This is a genomic window from Pseudomonas sp. WHRI 8519 (assembly GCF_040224055.2).
Classification (GTDB): domain Bacteria; phylum Pseudomonadota; class Gammaproteobacteria; order Pseudomonadales; family Pseudomonadaceae; genus Aquipseudomonas; species Aquipseudomonas putida_X.
Genome location: NZ_CP167996.1, coordinates 1,908,527 through 1,933,990 on the forward strand (window position 1 = coordinate 1,908,527; position 25,464 = coordinate 1,933,990).

The 25,464-nt window shown below is 61.7% G+C and carries 22 protein-coding genes and 4 tRNA genes; 19 read left to right on the plus strand and 7 right to left on the minus strand.

Annotation, left to right across the window (positions count from 1 at the left end):
• Positions 1 to 9 precede the first annotated feature (9 nt).
• From ABRP30_RS08640 to ABRP30_RS08660, 5 genes are all read right to left on the minus strand, one after another.
• Positions 10 to 714, minus strand: a complete 705-nt coding sequence (locus tag ABRP30_RS08640) for a FadR/GntR family transcriptional regulator (RefSeq protein WP_267822366.1) — start codon at positions 712 to 714, stop codon at positions 10 to 12.
• A 42-nt stretch (positions 715 to 756) separates the two neighbouring features.
• Positions 757 to 2,067: a C4-dicarboxylate transporter DctA gene (locus ABRP30_RS08645; RefSeq protein ID WP_241803213.1), complete on the minus strand. Its 1,311-nt coding sequence runs from the start codon at positions 2,065 to 2,067 to the stop codon at positions 757 to 759.
• 287 nt (positions 2,068 to 2,354) lie between these two features.
• Positions 2,355 to 2,840: an Lrp/AsnC family transcriptional regulator gene (locus tag ABRP30_RS08650; protein WP_241803214.1), complete on the minus strand. Its 486-nt coding sequence runs from the start codon at positions 2,838 to 2,840 to the stop codon at positions 2,355 to 2,357.
• Positions 2,841 to 2,945: 105 nt separating this feature from the next.
• A complete protein-coding gene (locus ABRP30_RS08655; RefSeq protein ID WP_241803215.1) occupies positions 2,946 to 4,010 on the minus strand; it encodes an ornithine cyclodeaminase in 1,065 nt (354 codons plus the stop codon).
• Between the two features lie 143 nt (positions 4,011 to 4,153).
• Positions 4,154 to 5,911: a sigma-54-dependent Fis family transcriptional regulator gene (locus ABRP30_RS08660; RefSeq protein WP_349974547.1), complete on the minus strand. Its 1,758-nt coding sequence runs from the start codon at positions 5,909 to 5,911 to the stop codon at positions 4,154 to 4,156.
• 223 nt (positions 5,912 to 6,134) lie between these two features.
• On the opposite strand from ABRP30_RS08660, the gene ABRP30_RS08665 reads away from it, so the two are divergent.
• From ABRP30_RS08665 to ABRP30_RS08690, 6 genes are read left to right on the plus strand one after another with little or no spacing between them, the layout of a single operon-like run.
• A complete protein-coding gene (locus ABRP30_RS08665) occupies positions 6,135 to 7,229 on the plus strand; it encodes an ABC transporter ATP-binding protein (RefSeq protein ID WP_349974546.1) in 1,095 nt (364 codons plus the stop codon).
• On the plus strand, positions 7,229 to 8,326 hold the full coding sequence (locus ABRP30_RS08670) for an ABC transporter ATP-binding protein (RefSeq protein WP_267822486.1): 1,098 nt from the start codon (positions 7,229 to 7,231) through the stop codon (positions 8,324 to 8,326). The genes ABRP30_RS08665 and ABRP30_RS08670 overlap by 1 nt, the downstream gene beginning before the upstream one ends.
• Positions 8,323 to 9,186, plus strand: coding sequence for a sugar ABC transporter permease (locus tag ABRP30_RS08675; RefSeq protein ID WP_349974545.1), 864 nt, complete (start codon positions 8,323 to 8,325; stop codon positions 9,184 to 9,186). The genes ABRP30_RS08670 and ABRP30_RS08675 overlap by 4 nt, the downstream gene beginning before the upstream one ends.
• Positions 9,187 to 9,189: 3 nt before the next feature.
• Positions 9,190 to 9,990 (plus strand): carbohydrate ABC transporter permease, encoded by an 801-nt coding sequence (locus ABRP30_RS08680; protein ID WP_241803220.1) that lies wholly within the window; start codon positions 9,190 to 9,192, stop codon positions 9,988 to 9,990.
• A gap of 12 nt (positions 9,991 to 10,002) precedes the next feature.
• Positions 10,003 to 10,275, plus strand: coding sequence for a DUF2160 domain-containing protein (locus ABRP30_RS08685; RefSeq protein WP_241803221.1), 273 nt, complete (start codon positions 10,003 to 10,005; stop codon positions 10,273 to 10,275).
• Positions 10,276 to 10,313: 38 nt separating this feature from the next.
• Positions 10,314 to 12,053, plus strand: a complete 1,740-nt coding sequence (locus ABRP30_RS08690; RefSeq protein WP_349974544.1) for an ABC transporter substrate-binding protein — start codon at positions 10,314 to 10,316, stop codon at positions 12,051 to 12,053.
• 99 nt (positions 12,054 to 12,152) lie between these two features.
• Here the strand turns inward: ABRP30_RS08690 and folD are convergent, their stop codons facing one another.
• Positions 12,153 to 13,007, minus strand: coding sequence for a bifunctional methylenetetrahydrofolate dehydrogenase/methenyltetrahydrofolate cyclohydrolase FolD (folD, locus tag ABRP30_RS08695; protein WP_241803223.1), 855 nt, complete (start codon positions 13,005 to 13,007; stop codon positions 12,153 to 12,155).
• Between the two features lie 259 nt (positions 13,008 to 13,266).
• Here folD and ABRP30_RS08700 point away from each other — a divergent pair.
• From ABRP30_RS08700 to ABRP30_RS08750, 11 genes are all read left to right on the plus strand, one after another.
• Positions 13,267 to 13,343: transfer RNA gene (locus tag ABRP30_RS08700), tRNA-Arg, on the plus strand.
• A gap of 42 nt (positions 13,344 to 13,385) precedes the next feature.
• Positions 13,386 to 13,461: transfer RNA gene (locus ABRP30_RS08705), tRNA-His, on the plus strand.
• Between the two features lie 54 nt (positions 13,462 to 13,515).
• Positions 13,516 to 13,600 (plus strand) — tRNA-Leu (locus ABRP30_RS08710).
• A gap of 50 nt (positions 13,601 to 13,650) precedes the next feature.
• Positions 13,651 to 13,726 (plus strand) — tRNA-His (locus tag ABRP30_RS08715).
• 350 nt (positions 13,727 to 14,076) lie between these two features.
• Entirely contained in the window at positions 14,077 to 14,376 is a 300-nt protein-coding gene (locus ABRP30_RS08720; RefSeq protein WP_267822493.1) for a DUF6388 family protein, read from the plus strand.
• A 245-nt stretch (positions 14,377 to 14,621) separates the two neighbouring features.
• On the plus strand, positions 14,622 to 15,935 hold the full coding sequence (gene tig, locus ABRP30_RS08725; protein ID WP_349974543.1) for a trigger factor: 1,314 nt from the start codon (positions 14,622 to 14,624) through the stop codon (positions 15,933 to 15,935).
• A 91-nt stretch (positions 15,936 to 16,026) separates the two neighbouring features.
• Positions 16,027 to 16,668, plus strand: coding sequence for an ATP-dependent Clp endopeptidase proteolytic subunit ClpP (gene clpP / locus ABRP30_RS08730; RefSeq protein WP_009683825.1), 642 nt, complete (start codon positions 16,027 to 16,029; stop codon positions 16,666 to 16,668).
• A gap of 108 nt (positions 16,669 to 16,776) precedes the next feature.
• Positions 16,777 to 18,060, plus strand: a complete 1,284-nt coding sequence (gene clpX, locus ABRP30_RS08735; RefSeq protein WP_241803227.1) for an ATP-dependent Clp protease ATP-binding subunit ClpX — start codon at positions 16,777 to 16,779, stop codon at positions 18,058 to 18,060.
• A 156-nt stretch (positions 18,061 to 18,216) separates the two neighbouring features.
• The gene (gene lon, locus ABRP30_RS08740; protein ID WP_267822499.1) at positions 18,217 to 20,613 is read left to right on the plus strand and encodes an endopeptidase La; all 2,397 of its coding nucleotides are present in this window, start codon (positions 18,217 to 18,219) and stop codon (positions 20,611 to 20,613) included.
• Between the two features lie 152 nt (positions 20,614 to 20,765).
• Positions 20,766 to 21,038, plus strand: coding sequence for an HU family DNA-binding protein (locus tag ABRP30_RS08745; RefSeq protein ID WP_012313647.1), 273 nt, complete (start codon positions 20,766 to 20,768; stop codon positions 21,036 to 21,038).
• Positions 21,039 to 21,221: 183 nt separating this feature from the next.
• Positions 21,222 to 23,093 (plus strand): SurA N-terminal domain-containing protein, encoded by a 1,872-nt coding sequence (locus ABRP30_RS08750; RefSeq protein ID WP_349974541.1) that lies wholly within the window; start codon positions 21,222 to 21,224, stop codon positions 23,091 to 23,093.
• 79 nt (positions 23,094 to 23,172) lie between these two features.
• Here the strand turns inward: ABRP30_RS08750 and ABRP30_RS08755 are convergent, their stop codons facing one another.
• Positions 23,173 to 24,213 (minus strand): patatin-like phospholipase family protein, encoded by a 1,041-nt coding sequence (locus tag ABRP30_RS08755; protein WP_267822503.1) that lies wholly within the window; start codon positions 24,211 to 24,213, stop codon positions 23,173 to 23,175.
• 152 nt (positions 24,214 to 24,365) lie between these two features.
• Here ABRP30_RS08755 and ABRP30_RS08760 point away from each other — a divergent pair, with 152 nt between their 5' ends.
• Both ABRP30_RS08760 and ABRP30_RS08765 read left to right on the plus strand, forming a co-directional pair.
• Positions 24,366 to 24,644, plus strand: a complete 279-nt coding sequence (locus tag ABRP30_RS08760) for a hypothetical protein (RefSeq protein ID WP_039602373.1) — start codon at positions 24,366 to 24,368, stop codon at positions 24,642 to 24,644.
• Positions 24,645 to 24,658: 14 nt separating this feature from the next.
• Positions 24,659 to 25,438 (plus strand): CHAD domain-containing protein, encoded by a 780-nt coding sequence (locus tag ABRP30_RS08765; RefSeq protein ID WP_349974540.1) that lies wholly within the window; start codon positions 24,659 to 24,661, stop codon positions 25,436 to 25,438.
• Positions 25,439 to 25,464 lie beyond the last annotated feature (26 nt).

Sequence of the window (25,464 nt, forward strand, 5' to 3'; positions counted from 1 at the left end):
CTCCTGGGGTCATTGGCGCGGATGCTCATCCGGGATGTTCAGTTCGATGCCCATGCGCTGCCCTTCGGCGAGGATGTGCTGGCGCATCTGGGCGCTGGCCTGGGCGCTGTTGCGCTCGCGAATGGCGCGTACCACGGCTTCGTTTTCCTTGAGCCGCGCAGCAAGGTGTTCGGGTGAGTTGCGCAGCATGTTGGCGCTTTGCTTGAGGGCATTGCCGGTCTGCTGTACCACGCTCTGGAAAATCGGGTTGGTGGTCAGCGCGAACAGGGCCTCGTGGAAGGCGATGTAGGCCTTGGCCCCGGCATCGCTGTCATCGGCATCCAGCGCTTCGCGCATGTCCATCAGGATCAGGCGTAGCTGGCCGATGTCCTGACTGTTGGCCGATTGCGCCACCAGGCCGACGATGAAGGGTTCGAGGGTGTAGCGCAGCTCCAGGACATCGGCCAGGCTGGCCGCGGCGCTGCTGTCGACGCCTGGTTCCAGCACGGCAGGCTCTGCATCGAGCACCAGCACGCCCTTGCCCGGCATGGAGCGCACCAGGCCGAGGGTCTCCAGCACGGTCACCGCTTCGCGCAGGCTGGGGCGGCTGATGCCCAGTTGTTCGGCCAGTTCGCGCTGGCCGGGCAGCATGTCGCCGGAGCGCCACTGGCCGCGGGCCAGTGCTTGGCGCAGTTTTTCCACCACTGAGTTGACGACGGTCGATGAGCTGATCACGATTTTCTCCTGAGGGCCGGCGTCAACGCCGGCCACGTGGGCTCAGAATTCCTGTTGATGGGCGTTGGGCTGCTTGCGTGGGGCATGGGCAAAGCCGGGTTTGCCATCGAGCACATTCTGCGCACGTTCCAGATCGATGTCTTTTTCCCAGCGGGCGATGGCCACGGTGGCCACGCAGTTGCCGATCAGGTTGGTCAGCGCCCGGCCAATGCCCATGAACCAGTCCACTGCCAGCACCAGCACCAGGCCGACCACCGGGATCGCCGGCACGGCGGTGAGGGTGGCGGCAAGGATCACCAGCGCCGAGCCTGGGATGCCGTGAGCGCCTTTGGACGTCACCAGCGACACCAGCAGGATGGTCAGCAGGTCCGTCATCTCCAAGGGGGTGCCGGTTGCGTTGGCGATGAACACGATGGCCAGGGTCAGGTAGATGGAGAAGCCGTCGAGGTTGAACGAATAGCCGGTCGGGATCACCAGGCCAACGGTGGAGCTGCCTATGCCCAGGTGCTCGAGCTTGCGCATGATCTGCGGCAGGACTGCATCGGAGGAGGCGGTGCCAAGCACGATGGTCAGCTCTTCACGCAGGTATTTGATGAACGGCAGCAGTTTCAGGCCCGAAAGGCGCATCACGGTGCCCAGGATAATCAGTACGAAGCCCGCGCAGGTCAGGTAGAACAACGCCACCAGGCCACCCAGGTGCTGCAGCGACTCCAGACCATATTTGCTGGTCGTGAAGGCGATGGCGCCAAAGACACCGATCGGCGCCAGGCGCACGATCATGCCCATGATGCGGAAAATCACGTGGCTGAGTTCGTTGATCAACCGCGAAATGCCGGCGGCCGAGTCACCCACCAGGTTCAAAGCACTGCCGAACAGTACCGAGAACAGCAAGACTTGAAGGATGTTGTTGTCGGCGAAGGCGCCTACCACCGACGTGGGGATCAGGTCCATGAAGAACGCGGTGGCGCCATGGATATGCTGGCCGCGTTCGGCCAGGCCGTTGGCGTCGGCAGCAGAGAGCTGATCGAGGTGGATATTGGCGCCGCTGCCAATACCGCTGCTGAAGGCGAACACCAGGCCGATCACCAGGGCGATGGTGGTCAGCACTTCGAAGTAGATCACCGATTTGAGGCCGATGCGCCCGACTTTCTTCAGGTCGCCGGCACCGGAAATGCCGCTGACCACCACGCAGAAGACGATCAGGCCGATAAGCATCTTGATCAGCTTGATGAAGCCATCGCCTAGAGGCTTGAGCTGCAGGGAAAGGTCGGGGAAGCTGAGGCCGCAGGCGATGCCAAGGGCAAGGCCGAGCACAACTTGCAGGAAGATCGAACGCGAGCACCATTTGAGCATGGGAGTGATCTCTGATCGGTGTCCTTGCTTCGGTGCCGCACGGGGCGAAAGAGCGCAGGACTTATTTATTTTTGTGGTCTTACCGGTTTGTTCAGCGCGAGGTCATAAAAGCGCGAAAAATCCGAATATGCAAGGGTTTTTGGCCTTACCGGTCTGACCAGTTGTGGGGCATTTCGACTTGCCAGGCTCTAGTTCGGTGCGTGCTGCCGATTGAGAGGATGCGCCGTGGCCGGCAATTGCCAATACCTGAGGGGGTGTTAGCAAGCTGCCTGCCAACTTCTGCCCGTTCAGGGCTGCGGGGCGCTGCTTTTGACCGACGCCAGTTCAGGGTGTGCCACGAGCTTATCGATGTGCAGGGCGCCGTCGTTCATCCAGCTTTCGCTCAGCACCCGGTAGTGCTCCATGTCCCGACAGCGCACGCGCAGGCTGTAGTCGAAATGGCCGCTGATCAGCTGGCATTCATGAACGTCAGGGCAGGCCAGCATGGTGGCCTCGAACGCCTTTTGCGAGGACCGCCCGCTCAGGTTGGACAGGGCGACGAGCACCAGCAGCGACAGCCCTGGTGCGACTTTCTGCAGGTCGATGATTGCGCCGTAACCGCGGATCACGCCACGCCGTTCCAGCTTGCGCACCCGTTCCAGGCACGGGCGCGGCGTAAGGTGGACCAGGGTGGAGAGTTTTTCGAAGGTGATGCGACCGTCGACGCGCAGTATGTCGATGATGGCTTGGTCGATGCGGTCCAGCGGGGCAGAGGTGGCGTCCTTGGTGTCCATGCGCGGTGCTTCTTTGTTGAAAGCGGGGGCATGAACAGGTTAGGCGTTTATCGGGGGATCGTCCTCACGCGCTGGCGAGTGGGCTGCCCAGCAGCCCAAGCTCCGTCAGGCGCAGGCGCTGTCGGCCCGGTGCACTGAGCGGGCCGCCACTACGCGAGGCTGCAGCAGTGCATACAAGTCCTTGGGGTTTTCCAGCATCGGCACCAGCCCGATCTCCTGGCCAATCCCCAACGCGAGCGCGGTATCGAGCACATAGCGCAGCGCCGAATAATCTTCCAGTGCGAAACCTACCGAATCGAACAGGGTCACCTGGCCGGCGTTTTCACGGCCCGGCACAAGGCCTGCGACCACCTGCCAGAATGCGAAGACCGGCGAATCGGCCGGCATCTGCTGGATTTCGCCTTCGACCCGGGTTTGCGGCTCGTACTCAACGATCACCCGGGCCCGTTCGACGATGTGCCGGTGCAGCTCGGTCTTGCCCGGGCAGTCGCCGCCCACGGCATTCAGGTGCATGCCCGGTTCGATCATGTCCGGTGTGAGGATGGTCGCGTACGTCTTGTCCGCCGTGACCGTGGTGACGATATCGGCGCCGCGCACGGCTTCAGCGACGCTATGGGCGACGATCACCTTGAGCCCGGGGCGGCCTGCCAGATTGGCCACCAGCTTCGCGGTGGCTGCAGGGTCGATGTCGTACAGGCGGATCTCGTCGATGCCCAGCAGCATCTTGAAGGCGATGGCCTGGAATTCGCTTTGCGAGCCGTTGCCGATCAGCGCCATGCTGCGGCTGTCTTCACGCGCCAGGTAGCGGGCGGCCAGGGCCGAGGTGGCGGCAGTACGCATCGCTGTGGTCAGGGTCATCTCGCTGAGCAGCAGCGGCGCGCCGGAGCCGACGTCGCTCAGGGCGCCGAAGGCCATCACCGTGGGCAGGCCGAGGCGGGTGTTCTTTGGGTGACCGTTGACATACTTGAAGGCATACCGGCCAGCGTCGGAAACGGGCATCAGTTCGATCACGCCGTCCGTGGAAGGGTTGGCCAGGCGCGGGCACTTCTCGAAATCGTGCCAGCGCAGGTAGTCCTGACGGATGTACTCGGCCATCTCCACCAGGCAGGTGGCCAGGCCTTTGCGGTTGACCAGGCGGGCGAGGTCTTGCACATCGATGAAGCGGGTCATGGCATCTCCCTGCAACGTGCGGGTTGGGCTGTAGGGATATTGTCGGGCGCGCAGGGGGGAAATGCCGGCTGAATGAGGCGTTTCGGGCAGCGGGTGCGGCTGACTTCGGGGCGCGGGCAGCCGAATCGGCTGCCGGCCACCGGTCATTGCTCGCGCAGGCGCTTGTACAGTGTCGTCCGGCTGATCCCAAGGCCCCGCGCCACGGCCGAGAGATTGCCATTGGCACGTTTCAGCAGGCTGTGCAGGTCTGCTTCATGCTCACTGCCGCCGCTCGACACCGGGCGCTCATGTGCTTCAGCCAGAAAGCCGCCAGGCAGATGCTCGACACTGACCGGCCCATCCCCTGCCAACGCCAGCGCAACCTGCATCACACTCACCAGCTCGCGCACATTGCCTGGCCAAGGGTGCCGGTCGAGCAGATCGAGGATGGGCAGCCCCAGGTACTGGGGTTGCTGAGGGTCGCGATAACGTGCGTGGATGTGTTCGATCAACGCTCGCCGGTCAGTGCGCTCGCGCAGCGCCGGCAACACGACTGCCATTGCCGCGATGCGGTAGTAGAGGTCTTGCCGAAAGCGCCCTGCACGCACCTCTTCGGCCAGGTCCCGATTGCTTGCAGAGACGACGCGGATATCCACCGCTACCGGTTCGCCGCTGCCCAGGGGTTGAATGCTGCGCGACTGCAGCACGCGCAGCAGGCGGGCTTGGGTCGGCAGCGGCATGTCGCCGATTTCGTCGAGGAACAGGATGCCCTGGTTGGCCTTGCGGATCAGCCCGGGGTTGCCCTTGTGATGAGCGCCGGTGAAGGCGCCTTTGTCGTAACCGAACAGCTCCGATTCCACCAGGTCTGCCGGGATCGCCGCACAGTTGACCGCGATCAACGGCTGGCGGGCACGGCTGCTGGCGCGGTGCAGGGTCTGGACGAAGACTTCCTTGCCGACGCCGGTTTCACCCTGAACCAGCAACGGGATGTCTTTTTCCAGCATCAGCCTGGCCTGGGCCAGGGCCTTTTCCATGCGTGGGTCGCCATTGCCAAGCGCTGAGCCTGGGGTGCTTTGCCGCGGTGCCTGCCACTGGCAGTGAAGGCGGTTGCGCCCGGCTGCCTGCAAGGCGAATGGCTGCTGCTGGGGGTGGGCAAGCAACTGGCACAAGGGGATCTGGAACAGTTGCTCGACGTTCTGCTGCAGCGGGTTGCCGCCCAGCAGGCTATCGGCTCGATGATTGGCGGCGAGCACCTGGCCACGTTCATCGAACACCAGCAGCCCGGCCCAAGGGCTGTCGAGGTTGTCGCAAGCGCTGTTGAACAGCAATTGGGCGTGCTGTTCGGCATGCTGCGCAAGGATCAGGCGGTTCTCCAGGCTCTGGCCCATCATGCGCACCAGGCCGAGGGGCTGGGAGGCGGGCAGGTAGCCGTCGCTGGCCACGTCGAGCACCCCGACCAGTTGCCGCTGGGCATCGTACAGCGGGGTGGCGGCGCTGGACATGTAGCGGTTCTGGCGCAGGTAGTGTTCGTCCTGGCCGACATGGACGGGCTCGGCGCAGACCAGCGCGGTGCCCAGTGCATTGGTGCCCACGCCCCGTTCGTGCCAGTGGGCGCCGGCACTGAAGCCGTGCTGGTGCTGGGGGCAGACGAAGCGGCGCGAGCCCCAGGTCTGGAGCAGGCAGCCGCTGGCGTCGGCGAGCATCACCAGGTAGCTGGCATTGCCCAGCAGGTGCGTGTACTGCGGCAGCACGGCATCGCGGGTGTGGTGCAACAGGGCCTGGCGCCGCTCCAGCAGGGCGCTGAGTTCGGCCCGGGTCAGGCAATCGAAGTCGGGTGCGCTCTGTGGCTGCAGGCCGTGATCACGGCAGCGCGCCCAGGAGGCCTGGATAAGTTGGGCATGGGGCGAAGGGGCGGTGGCCATGGGCCTGTCCTGTGTGATTGTTGTTATCAGCCGACCGCTGTTGAGTGTCGTCCACCGTTGTTCATTGTCAAACCCGCCACTGTTCAGGTGTTCAGCGAAAGTGTTCAGTTGTGAATCGCGGCTGGCCTGCCGCCACCGCCTGGGGCCCAGGCCAGAGCGGCGCGAGGGAACTGGCACGGAACTGGCTATTTGTGCCGGACAACCACAATAACAAGGTCCTGCCATGTCCCTGGTGCTGGAACAGGTCAGCCGCAGCGTCGATAACCAGCCCTGGATCATCGATGCGTCTGTGCATTTCGAGCCTGGCTCGTTCAACGTGCTGCTCGGCCGGACCTTGGCCGGCAAGACCAGCCTGATGCGCCTGATGGCCGGGCTGGACCGCCCCGACCAAGGCCGCGTGCTTATGGCCGGTGAAGATGTCACGGGTGTGCCGGTGCGCCAGCGCAACGTGTCGATGGTGTATCAACAGTTCATCAATTACCCGACCTTGAGTGTCTACGAAAACATCGCCTCGCCCCTGCGTCAGGCGCGCATGCCCGAGCCCCAGATCCGTAGGCGGGTGCAGGAAACAGCCGAGATGCTACGCATCGAGACCTACCTGCAACGCTTGCCGCTGGAGCTTTCTGGTGGCCAGCAGCAACGCACGGCGATGGCCAGGGCGCTGGTCAAGGATGCCGGGCTGATTCTGTTCGATGAGCCGCTGGTCAACCTCGACTACAAGCTGCGCGAAGGGCTGCGACAAGAGCTGCGCGAGCTGTTCGCCGCGCGCAACTGCATTGCCGTGTATGCCACCACCGAGCCTAACGAAGCGCTGGCGCTGGGGGGCACCACTACCTTGGTGCACGAGGGGCGGATCGTGCAGAGCGGGCCCACGGCCGAGGTCTACCAGCGGCCCGGCAGCGTGCTGGCCGCCGAGCTGTTCAGCGAACCGCCGATCAACCTGGTGCCGGGGCGGATCAGCGGCAACGAGGTGAGCCTGGCCCAGGCCGTGCACTTCGCCCGCAATGTCGACCTGCGCAGCCTGGGCGACGGCGACTACCGCTTTGGGGTGCGCCCCAGCCACATCACCCTGGTGCCGGCCCATGACGATGACCTGGAACTGGCGGTGCGGGTGGAACTGGCCGAGATCAGCGGTTCCGAGACATTCCTGCACGTGCGCAACGAGCATTGGCGGATGGTCCTGCATCTGCCGGGGGTGCACGAGTATCAGGTGGATACGCCGATCCGGATCTTCATACCCACCCACAAGCTGTTCGTCTTCAACAGCGCCGGAGCACTGGTACAGGCACCGGGCCTGCGCCAGGCAAGGAGCGCCTGATGGCCGAAATCCGCCTGCACCAACTGGCGCACAGCTACAGCCGACAACCCGCCGGCGAGGGCGATTACGCGCTGCATCAACTGGAGCATGTGTGGGAGCAGGGCGGTGCCTATGCGTTGCTCGGGCCTTCCGGGTGTGGCAAGTCGACGTTGCTGAACATCATCTCGGGGCTGCTCACGCCCTCCCATGGCCAGGTGCTGTTCGACGGCAAGCCGGTCAATGACCTTTCACCGCAGCAGCGCAACATTGCCCAGGTGTTTCAGTTCCCGGTGGTGTACGACACCATGACGGTGTTCGACAACCTGGCGTTCCCGCTGCGCAACCAGGGCTTGGACGAGGGCAGGGTGCGCACGCGAGTCGAAGAGATCGCCGAAGTGCTCGACCTGGGCGCGCTGCTGAAGAAAAAGGCGCGCAACCTCAGCGCCGACGAGAAGCAGAAAGTCTCCATGGGCCGTGGCCTGGTGCGCGATGACGTCTCGGCGATTCTTTTCGACGAGCCGTTGACGGTGATCGACCCGCACCTGAAATGGAAGTTGCGGCGCAAGCTCAAGCAGATCCATGAGCAGTTCAACATCACCATGATCTACGTGACCCACGATCAACTGGAGGCTTCGACCTTCGCCGACAAGATCGCGGTGATGCATGGCGGGCGCATTGTCCAGTTCGGTACCCCGCGTGAGCTGTTCGAGCGGCCACGGCATACCTTTGTCGGCTACTTCATCGGCAGCCCGGGGATGAACCTGATCGACGTGCGCGCCGACGCGGGCGGGGTCGCGTTCGGCGATGTGCACCTGGCACTGCCCGACGGGCTGCGCGAACGCCTTGCTGCGACGAACGCCGGGCGCCTGCAAGTGGGTATACGCCCGGAGTTCGTGCAACTGTGGGACGCCCCATTCGATGGGGCCCTGCCTGCCAGCGTGCTGGATGTCGAGGACCTGGGCACCTATCGCATCGTCACTCTCGTGCTCGGCGGCGTGTCGCTCAAGGCGCGCCTGGCAGAAGACCGCCCGGTGCCGGCGGCGCACGCCTGGGTCGGCCTGCCGATGCAGTGGCTGCTGCTGTACGTCGACGATGTGCTGCTGGAGGCCGTGCCATGAACAAGGTGCCGAACAATAAGGCCTGGTGGCTGGTGCTGCCGGTGTTCCTGCTGGTGGCTTTCAGTGCCGTAATGCCGATGATGACGGTCGTCAACTATTCGGTGCAGGACATTTTCGACCAGTCAAGCCGCTACTTCGTCGGCGCCGACTGGTACCGCCAGGTGTTGCGCGACCCGGCATTGCACGATGCCTTGCTGCGCCAGTTCATCTATTCCGCCTGTGTGCTGCTGATCGAAATCCCGCTGGGCATCGCCATTGCCCTGACCATGCCGACCAAGGGGCGCCTGGCGTCGGTGTGCCTGATCGTCATGGCCATCCCGCTGCTGATCCCGTGGAACGTGGTCGGCACCATCTGGCAGATCTTTGGCCGCGCCGATATCGGCCTGCTCGGCGCCACGCTGGCCAAGCTTGGCGTCAGCTACAACTATGCCGGCGACCCGTTCGACGCCTGGCTCACCGTGCTGGTGATGGATGTCTGGCACTGGACATCGCTGGTGGCATTGCTGTGCTACTCGGGGCTGCGGGCCATACCCGACGTGTATTACCAGGCCGCGCGCATCGACCGGGCTTCGGGCTGGGCCGTGTTCCGGCACATCCAGTTGCCCAAGCTCAAGAACGTGCTGCTGATCGCGGTGATGCTGCGCTTCATGGACAGCTTCATGATCTACACCGAGCCGTTCGTGCTGACCGGTGGCGGGCCGGGTAACGCCACGACCTTCCTGAGTCAGACCCTCACACGCATGGCGGTCGGGCAATTCGACCTGGGCCCGGCGGCCGCGTTTTCGCTGGTGTATTTCCTGATCATCCTGCTGGTGTCATGGCTGTTCTATACCGCCATGACCCACGCCGACAAGGACTAGGCCATGAGCACACGCAAGACGCTGGCCCTGCTGCTGTACTTCTTCTTCCTGCTGGTGCCGATCTACTGGCTGCTGAACATGTCGTTCAAGAGCAACACCGAGATTCTCGGTGGCCTCACCCTATGGCCGCAGGCGTTCACCCTCGACAACTACCGGGTGATCTTCACCGATGCCAGCTGGTACAGCGGCTATATCAATTCGCTGTACTACGTGTGCCTCAACACACTGATTTCGCTGCTGGTGGCGTTGCCGGCGGCTTATGCGTTCTCACGCTACCGTTTTCTCGGTGACCGCCACCTGTTCTTCTGGTTGCTGACCAACCGCATGGCGCCGCCTGCGGTGTTTCTGCTGCCGTTCTTTCAGCTTTATTCGTCCATCGGTCTGTTCGACACCCACATTGCCGTGGCCCTGGCCCACTGCCTGTTCAACGTACCGCTGGCGGTGTGGATTCTCGAGGGGTTCATGTCGGGCGTGCCGAAGGAGATCGATGAAACCGCCTACATCGATGGCTACAGCTTCCCGCGTTTCTTCTTGAAGATCTTCATCCCGCTGATCGGTTCCGGCATCGGCGTGACGGCGTTTTTCTGCTTCATGTTTTCCTGGGTCGAACTGTTGCTGGCGCGCACCCTGACGTCGGTGAACGCCAAGCCGATCGCCGCCGTGATGACCCGCACGGTGTCTGCTTCGGGCATCGACTGGGGCGTGCTGGCGGCGGCAGGGGTGCTGACCATCCTGCCGGGCATGCTGGTGATCTGGTTCGTTCGCAACCATGTGGCCAAGGGCTTTGCCCTGGGCCGGGTGTGAGGAGGGCGACGCATGGAGTGGATGGCCTGGACCTTGCCCACCGCGCTGTTCTTCGCCGCTGTGGGCGTTCTGCTGGTGTGCATGACCCTGTTCGAGCTGCGCCGCCCTTGTGTAGAACGGCGTGGCTTCCTGCCGATCGTCACCAGCCGTGGCGACCGGTTGTTCATCGGCCTGTTGGTCAGCGCCTACCTGCACTTATTGGTAGTCGGGGTCAGCGACTGGCCTTTGTGGGTGGCCTCGCTGCTGTCGCTGGGCTGGCTCGTGGTGGTGCTGCGCTGGGGCTGAGCGACGGCTCCGGGGAATAACTCAATCGGGAGATGACAATGTTCCATGACAAACATAACCGGCGACATTTGACCCTGGCCGCGTTGCTGGTACTGGCCGGCGTACACAGTGCGGCGTGGGCCGATCAGTATGAGGATGCGGCATCGAAGTGGATTGCCAGCGAGTTCAAACCGTCGACCCTGACGCCGGAGCAGCAGTTGGCAGAGCTCAAGTGGTTCATCAAGGCCGCCGAGCCGTTTCGGGGGATGAAGATCAATGTCGTGTCGGAAACCATCACCACCCATGAGTACGAGTCCAAGGTGCTGGCCAAGGCCTTCAGCGAGATCACCGGGATCCAGCTGACCCACGACCTGCTGCAGGAAGGCGACGTGGTGGAGAAGCTGCAGACGCAGATGCAGTCGGACAAGAACATCTACGACGGCTGGGTCAACGACTCTGACCTGATTGGTACGCATTTTCGCTACGGCAAGGTGGAGTCGATCACTGACCTGATGGCCAACGAAGGCAAGGCCTACACCTCGCCGACCCTGGACCTCAAGGACTTCATCGGCATTTCGTTCACCACCGCGCCGGATGGCAAGGTTTATCAGTTGCCCGACCAGCAGTTCGCCAACCTGTACTGGTTCCGCGCTGACTGGTTCGAGCGGCCCGAGCTCAAGGCCAGGTTCAAGGAAAAGTATGGTTATGAACTGGGCGTGCCGGTGAACTGGTCGGCCTATGAAGACATCGCCAAGTTCTTCACCGAGGACGTCAAGGAAATCGACGGCAAGCGCGTTTATGGTCACATGGATTACGGCAAGAAGGACCCTTCACTCGGGTGGCGCTTCACCGATGCCTGGTTCTCCATGGCTGGCGGTGGCGACAAAGGCCTGCCCAATGGCTTGCCCGTGGACGAGTGGGGCATCCGCGTGGAGGATTGCCACCCGGTGGGCTCCAGTGTGACCCGCGGCGGCGACACCAACGGGCCGGCGGCCGTCTATGCCACGCAGAAGTATGTCGACTGGATGCGCGCCTACGCGCCCAAGGAGGCGCAAGGCATGACCTTCTCCGAGGCCGGCCCGGTGCCGGCGCAAGGCAACATCGCTCAGCAGATTTTCTGGTACACCGCCTTTACCGCCGACATGACCAAGCCGGGGCTGCCGGTGGTCAATGCCGACGGCACCCCGAAGTGGCGCATGGCGCCCTCGCCCAAGGGGCCTTACTGGGAGGAGGGGATGAAGCTGGGCTATCAGGACACCGGCTCCTGGACCTTCTTCAAGTCCACCCCCGAGAAGCAGCGCCTGGCCGCTTGGCTGTACGCCCAGTTCGTCACCTCCAAGACGGTGTCGTTGAAAAAGACCATCGTTGGCCTGACGCCTATCCGCGAATCGGATATCAACTCCCAGGCCATGACCGACCTTGCGCCCAAGCTTGGCGGGCTGGTGGAGTTCTATCGCAGCCCGGCGCGGGTGCAGTGGACCCCGACCGGTACCAATGTGCCGGACTATCCTCGCCTGGCTCAACTGTGGTGGAGCCATATCGCCGAAGTGGCCAGTGGCGAGAAAACGCCGCAAGAGGCGCTGGATGGCTTGGCCCGGGATCAGGATCGCATGATGGAGCGGTTGCAGCGGTCCAATGCCCAGGCCACCTGCGCGCCTAAGCTGAACCCTGAAAAAGACGCACAGTACTGGTTCGACCAGCCAGGGGCGCCAAAACCGAAACTGGCCAACGAGAAGCCCAAGGGCGAGACGGTCAGCTATGACGAGCTGCTGAAATCGTGGGAGGCGGCGCGCAAGTGACCGGCTAGAGGCCGAAGCCGATACACCGCCGGCAACGTGAGACATCCAAGGCAAAAAAAACGGCACCTGCCAGAGGTGCCGTTTTCAGGTCAGGCCAACTTACTTATGCAGTTCTTCTGCCGCATACAGCGTGTTTTCCAGCAGGCAGGCCCGGGTCATCGGGCCGACGCCGCCCGGCACCGGCGTGATCCAGCCGGCGCGGGGCAGGGCGGTCTCGTAGACCACATCGCCGACCAGCTTGCCGTCTTCCTGGCGGTTGATGCCCACGTCGATGACGATGGCGCCTTCTTTCACCCACTCACCCTTGACCAGCCCCGGCTTGCCGGCAGCCACGACCACCAGGTCGGCGCGGCCGACATGCCCGGCCAGGTCCTTGGTGAAGCGGTGGCAGACGGTCACGGTGCAGCCGGCCAGCAGCAACTCCATGGCCATCGGGCGGCCCACGATGTTGGACGCGCCGACGATTACGGCGTCCATGCCGTACAGGTCCTGACCTGTGCTTTCGAGCAGGGTCATGATGCCTTTGGGGGTGCACGGGCGCAGCAGCGGAATACGCTGGGCCAGGCGGCCGATGTTGTACGGGTGGAAGCCATCGACGTCTTTGTCCGGGCGGATACGCTCGAGCAACAGCGATGCATCCAGGTGCGCCGGCAGCGGCAATTGCAGCAGGATGCCGTCCACTGCCGGGTCGTCGTTGAGGCGGTCGATCAGCTCGGTCAGGGCTTGCTGCGTGGTTTCGCTGGGCAGGTCGAAGGCCTGCGAAATGAAGCCGACCTCTTCGCAGTCCTTGCGCTTGTGCGAGACATAGACTTGGGAGGCGGGGTCGGTACCGACCAGGATCACCGCCAGGCCCGGCGTGCGCAGGCCTTGCTGGCGACGCTCCACGACACGTTGAGCGATCTGCTTGCGCAGGTTGGCGGCGATCGCCTTGCCATCGATTAGGTGTGCAGTCATAGACGCGTGATTAACCATCGAGAAAGGAACAATAAAGAGGGCGCATTCTCGCACGACACGGCCCGAGGGCAAAGGCGGGTGGTCGGGCAAATCCCCTAACCCCTTAAATAATTTAAATTTTTTATAGAAAGGTGTTGACGCTTATACGGGTCGCCTATAAGATTCGCCGCACTTGTCGGGCACAGCCTAGCACTGGTTGGCGAAGTCGGGCAGAATGGGTGGTTTTCATATTGCTCATTCGGTTAGGCTTTACGCTTATGCGCCCGTAGCTCAGCTGGATAGAGCATCCGCCTTCTAAGCGGATGGTCGCAGGTTCGAGTCCTGCCGGGTGCGCCATTAGGCAGCTTGGGCAAGCAAGTAAGGCAGTAAAGCGATATGGTGGGCGTAGCTCAGTTGGTAGAGCGCCGGATTGTGATTCCGGTTGTCGTGGGTTCGATTCCCATCGTCCACCCCATATTCTTCAGAGGCGCCTTGATTGTAGATCTGGCGCCTTTGTTTTAAGCGTTATGCGGACGTGGTGAAATTGGTAGACACACTGGATTTAGGTTCCAGCGGCGCAAGCTGTAAGAGTTCGAGTCTCTTCGTCCGCACCATGTTTTTGTAAGCATGTTTTTGTAAAGTTGTACCGTTGCACCGCACTATGGTGGGCGTAGCTCAGTTGGTAGAGCGCCGGATTGTGATTCCGGTTGTCGTGGGTTCGATTCCCATCGTCCACCCCATCTTTTCGAAGGCGCCTTGATCGTATGATCAGGCGCCTTTGTTGTTTCTGCGTTATGCGCAAGAGCGCGTACCCATGCAGCCATCGCCGGCAAACCGGCTCCGGCAGGTATCGCATAGCCCTCAAGAACTGCGCGGTCCCGTTGGGGGCTGGGTTGCCGGCGATGGGTCGCAAAGCGGCCCCTCATTGCCTGGCTGGCTGGTGAATGCCTGAGGTGTGGTGCCTTTACGTGCTACAACTTTGTGACTTGCTCTGCCAGCCCTTGCAATCCTCTGGTGACACCCCAATAAAAGCTGATAGATTTCAGTCGGTTGAAACTCCGGCTGGATTAGGCCGGCAAAGGATCTATCCATGATTGCAAAAGAAGCCCGTCAGGCGCTGGCGCTTCAGCGTTTCGCCGAGGCCAATCCGCAACTGCTCGAGGAAATCCGAGGGCTGGATGCGCGCGAGCAGGCCCAGCAGATCGAATGGGCGTTCGACGATGCCGCCGACGAGCAGGGCATCCAGCCTTGGGAGCTGGCGCTGCAGTTGATCGCCGAAAGCCCTGAACAGTTGCAGGCCATGCGCCTGGAAACCCATCGCGAAGTGGCCGAAGCGCTGGGTATGGCCTGGGAAGAGTACTGCCAGTTCAATGAACTCGACCCTGAATGAACGCGTTTTTTGGGTTGTAGTTGTTTGACAAGGTATTACGGTTGCGTACCGCCACTGGCGTTGCGCAGCCTGCTTATATATAGAGGCCCGGCGATACGCCGTGCGGGCCTTGCAAGCTAATCGACCGGCGTGGTTTCCCGTCGTCCCGAGTGGGGTGACTTCTGGTGCGTGACTCACTAGAATGCTTGCCCTTGATTCTGGAGTCGGGCTAACGCCGGCTAACGTCTGTGCAACGAGGAATATCCATGCAAGTTTCTGTTGAAAACACTTCCGCTCTCGAGCGCCGCATGACCATCGCCGTTCCGGCCGAGCGCGTCGAGAACGAAGTCAACAAGCGTCTGCAGCAGACTGCCAAGCGCGCCAAGGTCGCGGGCTTCCGCCCAGGCAAAGTGCCGATGAGCGTGATCCGCCAGCGTTTCGAAGCCGATGCCCGTCAAGAGGCCTTCGGTGACCTGGTCCAGGCTTCCTTCTACGAAGCCATCGTCGAGCAGAAGCTGAACCCGGCTGGCGCGCCTGCCGTAGAGCCGAAGTCGTTCGAAAAGGGCAAGGACCTGGAGTTCGTCGCCATCTTCGAAGTGTTCCCAGAGTTCGCCGTTGCCGGCCTGGAGTCGATCAGCGTCGAGCGTCTGAACGCCGAAGTGGCTGACGCCGACCTGGACAACATGCTGGAAGTGCTGCGCAAGCAGAACGTACGTTTCGAGGCCGTCGAGCGCGCTGCCGAGAAGGACGACCAGGTCAACATCGACTTCGTCGGCAAGATCGACGGTGAAGCCTTCGCCGGTGGTTCGGCCAAGGGCACCCAGCTGGTACTGGGCTCCGGCCGCATGATCCCAGGCTTCGAAGACGGCCTGGTTGGCGCCAAGGCCGGCGAAGAGCGCGTTGTCAACGTGACCTTCCCTGAGGATTACCAGAACCTGGACCTGGCAGGCAAAGCTGCCGAGTTCACCATCACCGTCAACAGCGTTTCGGCACCTCAGCTGCCAGAACTGAACGAAGCGTTCTTCGCCCAGTTCGGTATCAAGGAATCGACCCTGGAAGGCTTCCGCGCCGAAGTTCGCAAGAACATGGAGCGTGAACTGCGCCAGGCGATCAAGACCAAGGTGAAGAACCAGGTCATGGACGGTCTGCTGGCCGCCAACCCGATCGAAGTGCCGAAAGCGCTGCTGGAAAACGAAGTCAACCGCCTGCGCGTCCAGGCTGTTCAGCAGTTCGGTGGCAACATCAAGCCTGAACAACTGCCGGCCGAGCTGTTCGAAGAGCAAGCCAAACGCCGTGTGGTGCTGGGCCTGATCGTCGCTGAAGTGGTCAAGCAGTTCGAACTGAAGCCGGACGAAGGCAAGGTTCGCGAGATGATCGAAGAAATGGCTTCGGCTTACCAGGAGCCTGAGCAGGTCATCGCTTGGTACTACAAAAACGACCAGCAGATGAACGAGGTGCGTTCGGTTGTGCTGGAAGAGCAAGTTGTAGATACTGTTCTGCAGAAAGCGACTGTGACCGACAAATCGGTCTCGTACGAAGAAGCCGTAAAACCAGCTCAGGCGCCTGCCGAAGCTGAGTAAGGCGGCCCTCTCGTAGGAAACCCCCACAAGCCAGCCTTCGCGCTGGCTTGTGCGTATTCAAGCCATGACTATTTGGGAGTGAGCGCAGGACATGTCCCGCAATTCTTATATTCAGCAGAGCTCTGACATCCAAGCCGCAGGCGGCCTGGTCCCGATGGTTATCGAGCAGTCCGCCCGTGGCGAACGTGCCTATGACATCTACTCGCGCCTGTTGAAGGAGCGAGTGATCTTCCTGGTCGGCCCGGTAGAAGACTACATGGCCAACCTGGTAGTGGCACAGATGCTGTTCCTTGAGGCGGAAAACCCGGACAAGGATATCCATCTTTACATCAACTCCCCAGGCGGCTCGGTAACGGCTGGCATGTCGATCTACGACACCATGCAGTTCATCAAGCCGGACGTCTCGACCATCTGCATCGGCCAGGCCTGCAGCATGGGGGCCTTCCTGTTGGCCGCCGGTGCCAAGGGCAAGCGTCACTGCCTGCCTAACTCGCGTGTGATGATTCACCAGCCGCTCGGCGGCTTCCAGGGCCAGGCGACCGATATCGAGATCCACGCCCAGGAAATCCTCAACATCAAGGCGCGTCTGAACGAGCTGCTGGCCTACCACACTGGCCAGGACCTGGAGACCATCAAGCGCGACACCGAGCGTGACAATTTCATGAGCGCCTCGCGCGCGGCCGAGTACGGCCTGATCGACTCGGTATACGACAAGCGGCAACTGGCCTCCTGAACCCAGGTGCCAGAGCAGGTAGGTGCCCCAAGCGCCTACCTGCGGACTTGAAAAAGCCCGCAATTGCCTTCATCTTGTGTTGCAAGCCTACCGGATTGGATCGATCGAATGACTGACACCCGTAACGGCGAGGACAGCGGCAAATTGCTTTATTGCTCCTTCTGCGGCAAAAGCCAGCACGAAGTGCGCAAACTGATTGCCGGGCCCTCGGTATTTATCTGCGACGAGTGCGTCGACCTGTGCAACGACATCATCCGAGAGGAGGTGCAGGAAGCCCAGGCCGAAAGCAGCGCGCACAAATTGCCTTCGCCGAAAGAAATCAGCGGCATTCTGGACCAGTATGTGATTGGTCAGGAACGTGCCAAGAAGGTGCTTTCGGTAGCGGTGTACAACCACTACAAGCGCCTGAACCAGCGTGACAAGAAAGGTGACGAGGTTGAACTCGGCAAGAGCAACATCCTGCTGATCGGGCCTACTGGCTCGGGCAAGACCCTGCTCGCCGAAACCCTGGCTCGCCTGTTGAACGTACCGTTCACCATTGCCGACGCCACCACCCTGACCGAAGCCGGTTATGTGGGTGAGGACGTCGAGAACATCATCCAGAAGCTGCTGCAGAAGTGCGACTACGACGTGGAAAAGGCCCAGATGGGCATTGTCTACATCGACGAGATCGACAAGATTTCGCGCAAGTCGGACAACCCGTCGATCACCCGTGACGTTTCGGGTGAGGGCGTGCAGCAGGCACTGCTCAAGCTGATCGAGGGCACCGTTGCCTCCGTTCCGCCGCAAGGGGGGCGCAAGCACCCGCAACAGGAATTCCTGCAGGTAGACACCCGCAACATCCTGTTCATCTGCGGTGGCGCCTTCTCGGGCCTGGAAAAGGTCATCCAGAACCGCTCCACCAAAGGTGGCATCGGTTTTGGCGCTGAAGTACGCAGCAAGGAAGAGGGCAAGAAGGTTGGCGAGTCGCTGCGGGAAGTCGAGCCGGATGATCTGGTCAAGTTTGGCCTGATCCCCGAGTTCGTCGGCCGTCTGCCGGTTCTGGCAACCCTCGACGAGCTGGACGAGGCTGCACTGATGCAGATCCTCACTGAGCCGAAGAACGCCCTGACCAAGCAGTACGCCAGGCTGTTCGAGATGGAGAGCGTTGACCTCGAGTTCCGCAGTGATGCGCTCAAGGCCGTCGCACGCAAAGCCCTGGAGCGCAAGACTGGCGCCCGCGGCCTGCGTTCGATCCTCGAAGGCGTGCTGCTCGACACCATGTATGAAATTCCTTCGCAGAAGGAAGTCAGCAAGGTGGTGATCGACGAGAGCGTCATCGAAGGCACGTCGCAGCCGCTGCTGATCTACGAGAACAGCGAGCCGCCAGCCAAGGTCGCGCCCGACGCCTGAGTCGGTGCCGTGGCAGCAAGCAAGAAAGGGGCCCATGCGGGCCCCTTTCTGCTTTTCCTGTGCAAGCGCTTGTAATTTCCCAGGCGTGCCCCCACATTAGGTCCAAGCATCATTTCCACCGGTTTCCGGCCATAAGGCCGCTGTAGAGGCGAAATCATGAAGACCACCCTCGACTTGCCTCTTTTGCCATTGCGCGATGTCGTTGTTTACCCGCACATGGTCATCCCACTGTTCGTGGGGCGTGAGAAGTCCATCGAGGCCCTTGAGGCTGCGATGACTGGCGAGAAGCAGATCCTTCTGCTGGCCCAGAAGAACCCCGCTGACGACGATCCGGGCGAAGACGCCCTGTATCGCGTCGGTACTGTCGCTACCGTGCTGCAACTGCTGAAGCTGCCTGATGGCACCGTCAAGGTGCTGGTCGAGGGCGAGCAGCGTGGTGCAGTCGAGCGTTTTACCGAAGTCGAAGGGCACATCCGTGCCGAAGTTTCCCTGATCGACGAAACCGACGCCGCCGAGCGCGAGTCGGAAGTCTTCGTGCGCACGCTGCTGTCGCAGTTCGAGCAGTACGTACAGTTGGGCAAGAAAGTCCCGGCCGAAGTGCTGTCGTCGCTCAACAGCATCGAGGAGCCTGGCCGCCTGGTCGATACCATGGCAGCGCACATGGCGCTGAAGATCGAGCAGAAGCAGGAAATTCTCGAAATCGTCGACCTGTCCACCCGTGTCGAGCATGTACTGGCGATGCTGGATGCTGAAATCGACCTGCTGCAGGTCGAAAAGCGTATCCGTGGCCGGGTCAAGAAGCAGATGGAGCGCAGCCAGCGCGAGTACTACCTGAATGAGCAGATGAAGGCCATTCAGAAGGAGCTCGGCGATGGCGACGAAGGCCACAACGAAGTCGAAGAGCTGAAAAAACGCATTGAAGCTGCCGGCCTGCCCAAAGACGCCCTGGCCAAGGCCCAGGCCGAGCTGAACAAGCTCAAGCAGATGTCGCCGATGTCTGCCGAAGCCACCGTGGTGCGCACCTACCTCGACTGGCTCGTGCAGGTGCCGTGGAAGGCCCAGAGCAAGGTGCGCCTGGATCTGTCCAAGGCCGAGGAAATTCTCGACGCGGACCACTATGGCCTTGAAGAGGTCAAGGAACGCATCCTCGAATACCTCGCCGTGCAGAAGCGCGTGAAGAAAATTCGCGGCCCGGTACTGTGCCTGGTCGGCCCACCAGGCGTGGGCAAGACCTCGCTGGCCGAGTCGATCGCCGCCGCCACCAACCGCAAGTTCGTGCGCATGGCCCTGGGCGGCGTGCGTGACGAGGCCGAGATCCGCGGTCACCGTCGGACATACATCGGTTCGATGCCCGGCCGCCTGATCCAGAAAATGACCAAGGTGGGGGTGCGCAACCCGCTGTTCCTGCTCGACGAGATCGACAAGATGGGCAGCGACATGCGTGGCGACCCGGCCTCGGCGCTGCTGGAAGTGCTCGACCCCGAGCAGAACCACAACTTCAACGACCACTACCTGGAGGTGGATTACGACCTCTCGGATGTGATGTTCCTCTGCACCTCGAACTCGATGAACATCCCGCCGGCGCTGCTGGACCGCATGGAAGTCATTCGCCTGCCGGGTTACACCGAGGACGAAAAGATCAACATCGCGGTCAAATACCTGACGCCCAAGCAGGTCAAGGCCAACGGTTTGAAGAAGGAAGAGCTCGAGATCGACACCTCGGCGATCCGTGACATCATCCGTTACTACACCCGTGAAGCCGGTGTACGTGGCCTGGAGCGGCAGATTGCGAAGGTCTGCCGCAAGGTCGTCAAGGAGCACACCGGCCAGAAGCAGGTCAAGGTCAAGGTCACCAATGAGCAGCTCGAGCACCTGCTGGGCGTGCGCAAGTTCCGCTACGGCCTGGCCGAGCAGCAGGACCAGATAGGCCAGGTTACCGGCCTTGCCTGGACCCAGGTGGGTGGCGAATTGCTGACCATCGAGTCGGTGGTCATCCCTGGAAAAGGGCAATTGATCAAGACCGGTTCGCTGGGCGACGTCATGGTCGAGTCGATCACCGCCGCGCAAACCGTTGTCCGTAGCCGCGCCCGCAGCCTGGGGATTGCCGCCGACTTCCATGAGAAGCACGACGTGCACATCCACATGCCCGAGGGTGCTACGCCCAAGGATGGCCCGAGCGCCGGTATCGGCATGTGCACCGCGCTGGTGTCGGCGTTGACGCAGATTCCGGTGCGTGCAGATGTTGCCATGACCGGCGAAATCACCTTGCGTGGGCAGGTATTGGCCATTGGCGGGCTGAAGGAAAAACTCCTGGCGGCGCACCGTGGCGGGATCAAGACGGTGATCATTCCAGAGGAGAATGTTCGCGATCTGAAGGAGATCCCGGAAAATATCAAACAGGATCTGCAGATCAAACCGGTCAAATGGATTGACGAAGTCCTGCAAATTGCGCTGCAATACGCCCCGGAGCCCTTGCCAGATGTGGCTCCTGAGATTGTCGCGAAAGATGAAAAGCGCGACGGCGATGCTAAGGAACGTATCAGCACGCATTAGTAGTTTTTGGCTGGGGGGCTTTCCTTGACAGTATTTTCGGGGCCTTGCTATAAAGCGGCACGCTATTGTCACCAGGCCACCCAGCATTCGTTTCAGAAGCTTTTCATTACATACTTAGAAACAAACTCAATAGAGAAATAAGGGGACTTAGAGTGAACAAGTCGGAACTGATTGACGCTATCGCCGCATCTGCTGACATCCCGAAAGCTGTAGCCGGCCGCGCGCTGGATGCAGTAATTGACTCCGTGACTGGTGCCCTGAAAGCAGGCGACGACGTCGTTCTGGTTGGCTTCGGTACCTTCTCGGTCAAAGAGCGCGCTGAGCGCGATGGCCGTAACCCGCAAACTGGCAAGACCATCAAGATCGCTGCTGCCAAGGTTCCAGGCTTCAAGGCTGGCAAAGGCCTGAAAGACGCCGTCAACTAAGTCGTCTCTTTCAGCCGGACCGGGCCTTGCCAGGTTCGAGCACGCTGAAGGCGGGTCGCAAACGTTCCCGCCTGACACGTTTGCTAAGAAAAGGCGCATCCTCGGATGCGCCTTTCTTTTATCAGGATTCTACCCACGCTCCGCGGTTGTCGACGCAGTGGTACAGCCGTTTCTGGGGGACGCATGCTGCAAAATATCAGGGACAATTCACAAGGTTGGATTGCCAAGACCATCATCGGCCTCATCGTTGTGTTGATGGCGTTGACGGGCTTCGAAGCCATTTTCCAGGCCGCCAGCCATAGCCAGGACGCCGCCAAGGTGAACGGCCAGACCATCAGCCAGAACGAGCTGAGCCAAGCGGCCGACATGCAGCGCCGCCAGCTGATGCAACAGCTGGGCAAGGATTTCGACCCGGCTCTGCTGGATGAGAAATTGCTGCGCGATGCTGCGCTCAAAGGGCTGATCGAACGCAAGCTGCTGTTGCAGGGTGCCGAAGATGCCAAGTTCGCCTTCAGTGAGGCCGCGCTGGATCAAGTGATCCTGCAGACGCCGGAATTCCAGGTCGATGGCAAGTTCAACGCCGACCGTTTCGACCAGGTCATCCGCCAGATGGGCTATGGCCGTCTGCAGTTCCGCGAGATGCTTGCCGAAGAAATGCTGATCGGCCAGATCCGCACGGGTATTGCCGGCAGCAGCTTCGTTACCGGCCAGCAGGTCGACGCCTTCGCTCGCCTGGAAAGCCAGACCCGCGACTTCGCTTCGTTGACCTTCAAGGCCAACCCGGCTGCGGTCAAGGTCAGCGATGACGAGGTCAAGGCTCATTATGAACAGCATGCCAAGGAGTTCATGACGCCGGATCAAGTGGTCATCGACTATGTCGAGCTGAAGAAGTCGGCATTCTTCGATCAGGTGAAGGTTACCGACGACGAGCTCAAGGCCCAGTACGAGAAGGAAATCGCCAACCTGGCCGAGCAGCGCCATGCTGCGCACATCCTGATCGAGGTCAATGACAAGGTCACCGATGCCCAGGCCAAGGCCCGCATCGAAGAGATCGAGCAACGCTTGGCCAAAGGTGAAGACTTCGCCAAGCTGGCCAAGGAGTTCTCCCAGGACCCGGGTTCGGCCAACAGCGGTGGCGACCTAGGTTTCGCCGGCCCAGGTGTGTATGACCCGGCCTTCGAGGACGCTCTGTACAAGCTCGACGATGGCCAGGTGTCAGCACCAGTACGTACCCAGTTCGGTTATCACTTGATCAAGCTGCTGGGTAAACAGGCGCCGGAAGTCCCGACTTTCGCCAGCCTGAAGGACAAGCTCACGCGAGACCTGAAGACTCCGCTGGTCGAGCAGCGTTATGTCGATGCCAGCAAGCAGCTGCAGGATGCTGCCTACGAGGCTGCCGACCTGGCCCAGCCCGCCCAGGACCTGAACCTCAAGGTGCATACTTCGGCGCCATTCGGCCGTGAAGGCGGTGAGGGCATCACGGCCAACCGTGCCGTGGTCCAGGCCGCGTTCTCCGAGGAAGTGCTGGAGGAGGCTGCCAACAGCACCGCCATCGAGCTGGACCCTGAAACCACCGTGGTATTGCGCGTCAAGGAGCACCGCAAGCCGGAGCAGATGCCGCTCGAAGCCGTGGCCAAGAACATCAGCGAACACCTGGCCAAGGAGAAGGCGACCGCCGAGCTCAAGGTCAAGGCGGACAAACTGATCGCCGGCCTGCGTGACGGCTCGGTCGCTGCAGATGCTGCCCAGCAAGGCCAGAGCTGGAAGGCCTACGAAGCAGTCACCCGCAGCCAGGACGGTATCGACCCGGCCGAGTTGCAGGCGCTGTTCCGCCTGCCCAAGCCGCAAGCCAAGGGCAAGCCGGTCTATGGCAGCGTGGTACTGGCCGATGGCAGCCTGGTTGTGTTGCAGCTCAAAGGCGTCAACGACGGTGCCGCCGCCAGCGATGAAGAGAAGCAGCAGATCCGCCGCTATCTCGCTTCGCGTGCGGGCCAGCAGGACTTTGCGGCATACCGCAAGCAGCTGGAAGGCAGTGCGGACATCACTCGCTACTGAGTGACACTCTGGTAACGAAACAGGCCGCATGATGCGGCCTGTTTCGTTTCTGGGGCACGGGGCGAGCGCCGGGGGCGCTTCAGCGCTTCTCGCCCTCGTAGTTATCCAGCGTATCCCGCGCTATCTCCCGGCCCAAGGCAATCAGTTCCGGCGCCTTGTAGAACTCGAAGAACCGGCATACCCGCTTGGGTACGTTGATCAGCACGTCCGGTGGATACCCCGCGATCTTGTATTGCGCCAACGACGTCTGCATGACCTCGAAGCTCTGGTTGATCAGGTCCAGCAGCGACGCTGGCCCCACGTTGTCGACGATGATCGACCCCGTGGCCGATTTTGGCGCACCCTCGCTTTGCGGCGCCGCCGCCGGTTGCTGGGCTTCTGGGTCGGCCGTATCGCTCAGCCAGGGGTTGGGTGGCACCAGACCCTCGCCCGTGATCTCCTGCTCGATGCGCATCAGTTCCTCGGCGGGCTTGCGTCGGAACGGCATGCGCGCCCCCAGCGAACTGATCAGCGCGTCAAAGCGCATCCTGAACGCTGCCGGCCGCTCGATGACAGGCAACTGGTACTGCTTCTGGTTGGTGGAGTTGAGGTTTACCGCGATGATCATGTCGCAGTGGCTGGACACGACCGGCACGATCGGCAGCGGATTGAGGATGCCGCCGTCGACCAGCATGCGGTTGCCTTGCATGACCGGCGTGAACAGGCTTGGAATTGCCGCCGAGGCGCGCATTGCCTGGTGCAGGCAGCCCTCCTGGAACCAGATCTCCTGCTGGTGGGTGAGGTCGGTGGCCACTGCCGTGTAGGGGATGCGCAATTGTTCGATATTGATTTCGCCGACGATCTTGCGGATCTGCCCAAACACCTTGTCGCCGCGAATGGCGCCAAGGCGGAAGCTGACATCGACCAGACGCAGTACGTCCAGGTAATCCAGGCTTTCGATCCAGTTGCGGTATTCATCGAGCTTGCCCGCCGCGTAAATCCCCCCGACCACCGCGCCCATCGAGCAACCGGCAATGCAGGCGATTTCGTAGCCGCGCCGTTCGATTTCTTCGATCACGCCGATATGGGCATAACCCCGCGCGCCCCCCGACCCCAACACCAGTGCTACACGTTTGCTCATGATCTTCCCCGGCTTTTGCATCCATGGCCCTACAATGCACCGAGCGTTGCCTGTGCTTCAATGTAGACTCTAGGCAAAACCTGCCGAGCGCGGCACTTTTCAGGTGCCCAAGCGTCGAACAGCCACCGTATTCAACCTCCGAGGTATTACCGATGAAAGCCTGGATCTGCCTTCCTCTGATTGCCCTGGCCCTTGCCGGCTGCGCGGGCAAGACGGCTTACCGTGACAGCTGCGCGTCGCAGCTCGATGCCGCTTGGAAGGAGCTCGACCTGGCCAAGGCTGAAGGCTTTGCCGGTACCGTCAGCTATTCCAAGGCGTTGTCGCTGTTGACCGGGGCCAAGACCCAGCAGCAGTTCGAAGGGTTCGAGGGTTGCACCAAGAAAGCCGAAAAGGCGCGTTTCTACATTCGTGAGTCGCGCGCCGGGCGCTGACCGAGGAGTGCTGTATGTCCAGCATGCTCGACCATGTGGTTGCCCAGGTAGTGGCCTTGCAGGTGCGCCTGCTGGCTTGTCGCGAGCGCCTTGCTGCCGATACCGACAGCGAAGCCTTGCACGATCTGCGCATAGGCCTGAGGCGCTTGCGCAGCCTGTTGCGGCCGCTGAGGGGCTTGCCGGGGGTCGAGCAGCTGGAGGACGCTGCGGGAGCCCTTGGCACCTTGACTACGCCGCTACGTGACCGCGAGGTACTGGCGGGCGAGTTGATCCAGCGCGGCGTTGTCCAAGCGGGGCAGCGGCGTCTGCAAGGGCGCGCTGCCACCTTTGCCGGCGTGGCCGCCAGCCCGCAACTGAGCCGGGTGCTGGCCATCCTCGATGCCTTTCCGCTGTTTCTGCGCGCCGCGGGCCGTGAAGGGTTGGCCAAGTGCCTGCGTAAACGCGTCGACAAACGCCTGGTCAAGCAATGGCGCAAGCTGCACGAAGCCTTGCAGGACCCGGCCCACGACCGTCATCGCCTGCGCTTGTTGATCAAGCGGGTGCGCTATGGGGACCAGGCCTACCCACAACTCGATCATGCCGGGAAGCAGTTGCAGCGCCTGCTCAAACAAGCCCAGGGCGATTTGGGTAACTGGCATGACCGCCTGCAATGGCTGTTGCAGGCTCAATCGCATGAGGATCTCGCGCCCTGCAAGGTCGATTGGGAGCGGGAGCTGGATACCGCCGAGCGCCAGTCCGATGTGACACTGGCTGCCTTGCAGGCAGCACTGGAGCGGCGCAAGCCCGGCAAATGACCGATATGCGGGCTGTTCGACGCAAG

Coding starts and splice junctions, on each gene's coding strand:
- ABRP30_RS08650 (WP_241803214.1), bottom strand. CDS start 2,840: ATGGACACCAAGGACGCCACCTCTGCCCCGCTGGACCGCATCGACCAA.
- ABRP30_RS08750 (WP_349974541.1), top strand. CDS start 21,222: ATGCTGCAAAATATCAGGGACAATTCACAAGGTTGGATTGCCAAGACC.
- ABRP30_RS08680 (WP_241803220.1), top strand. CDS start 9,190: ATGAGCACACGCAAGACGCTGGCCCTGCTGCTGTACTTCTTCTTCCTG.
- ABRP30_RS08690 (WP_349974544.1), top strand. CDS start 10,314: ATGTTCCATGACAAACATAACCGGCGACATTTGACCCTGGCCGCGTTG.
- clpX (WP_241803227.1), top strand. CDS start 16,777: ATGACTGACACCCGTAACGGCGAGGACAGCGGCAAATTGCTTTATTGC.
- ABRP30_RS08645 (WP_241803213.1), bottom strand. CDS start 2,067: ATGCTCAAATGGTGCTCGCGTTCGATCTTCCTGCAAGTTGTGCTCGGC.
- ABRP30_RS08675 (WP_349974545.1), top strand. CDS start 8,323: ATGAACAAGGTGCCGAACAATAAGGCCTGGTGGCTGGTGCTGCCGGTG.
- ABRP30_RS08660 (WP_349974547.1), bottom strand. CDS start 5,911: ATGGCCACCGCCCCTTCGCCCCATGCCCAACTTATCCAGGCCTCCTGG.
- ABRP30_RS08655 (WP_241803215.1), bottom strand. CDS start 4,010: ATGACCCGCTTCATCGATGTGCAAGACCTCGCCCGCCTGGTCAACCGC.
- ABRP30_RS08665 (WP_349974546.1), top strand. CDS start 6,135: ATGTCCCTGGTGCTGGAACAGGTCAGCCGCAGCGTCGATAACCAGCCC.
- ABRP30_RS08720 (WP_267822493.1), top strand. CDS start 14,077: ATGATTGCAAAAGAAGCCCGTCAGGCGCTGGCGCTTCAGCGTTTCGCC.
- ABRP30_RS08670 (WP_267822486.1), top strand. CDS start 7,229: ATGGCCGAAATCCGCCTGCACCAACTGGCGCACAGCTACAGCCGACAA.
- folD (WP_241803223.1), bottom strand. CDS start 13,007: ATGACTGCACACCTAATCGATGGCAAGGCGATCGCCGCCAACCTGCGC.
- ABRP30_RS08685 (WP_241803221.1), top strand. CDS start 10,003: ATGGAGTGGATGGCCTGGACCTTGCCCACCGCGCTGTTCTTCGCCGCT.
- ABRP30_RS08765 (WP_349974540.1), top strand. CDS start 24,659: ATGTCCAGCATGCTCGACCATGTGGTTGCCCAGGTAGTGGCCTTGCAG.
- ABRP30_RS08755 (WP_267822503.1), bottom strand. CDS start 24,213: ATGAGCAAACGTGTAGCACTGGTGTTGGGGTCGGGGGGCGCGCGGGGT.
- ABRP30_RS08760 (WP_039602373.1), top strand. CDS start 24,366: ATGAAAGCCTGGATCTGCCTTCCTCTGATTGCCCTGGCCCTTGCCGGC.
- lon (WP_267822499.1), top strand. CDS start 18,217: ATGAAGACCACCCTCGACTTGCCTCTTTTGCCATTGCGCGATGTCGTT.
- clpP (WP_009683825.1), top strand. CDS start 16,027: ATGTCCCGCAATTCTTATATTCAGCAGAGCTCTGACATCCAAGCCGCA.
- tig (WP_349974543.1), top strand. CDS start 14,622: ATGCAAGTTTCTGTTGAAAACACTTCCGCTCTCGAGCGCCGCATGACC.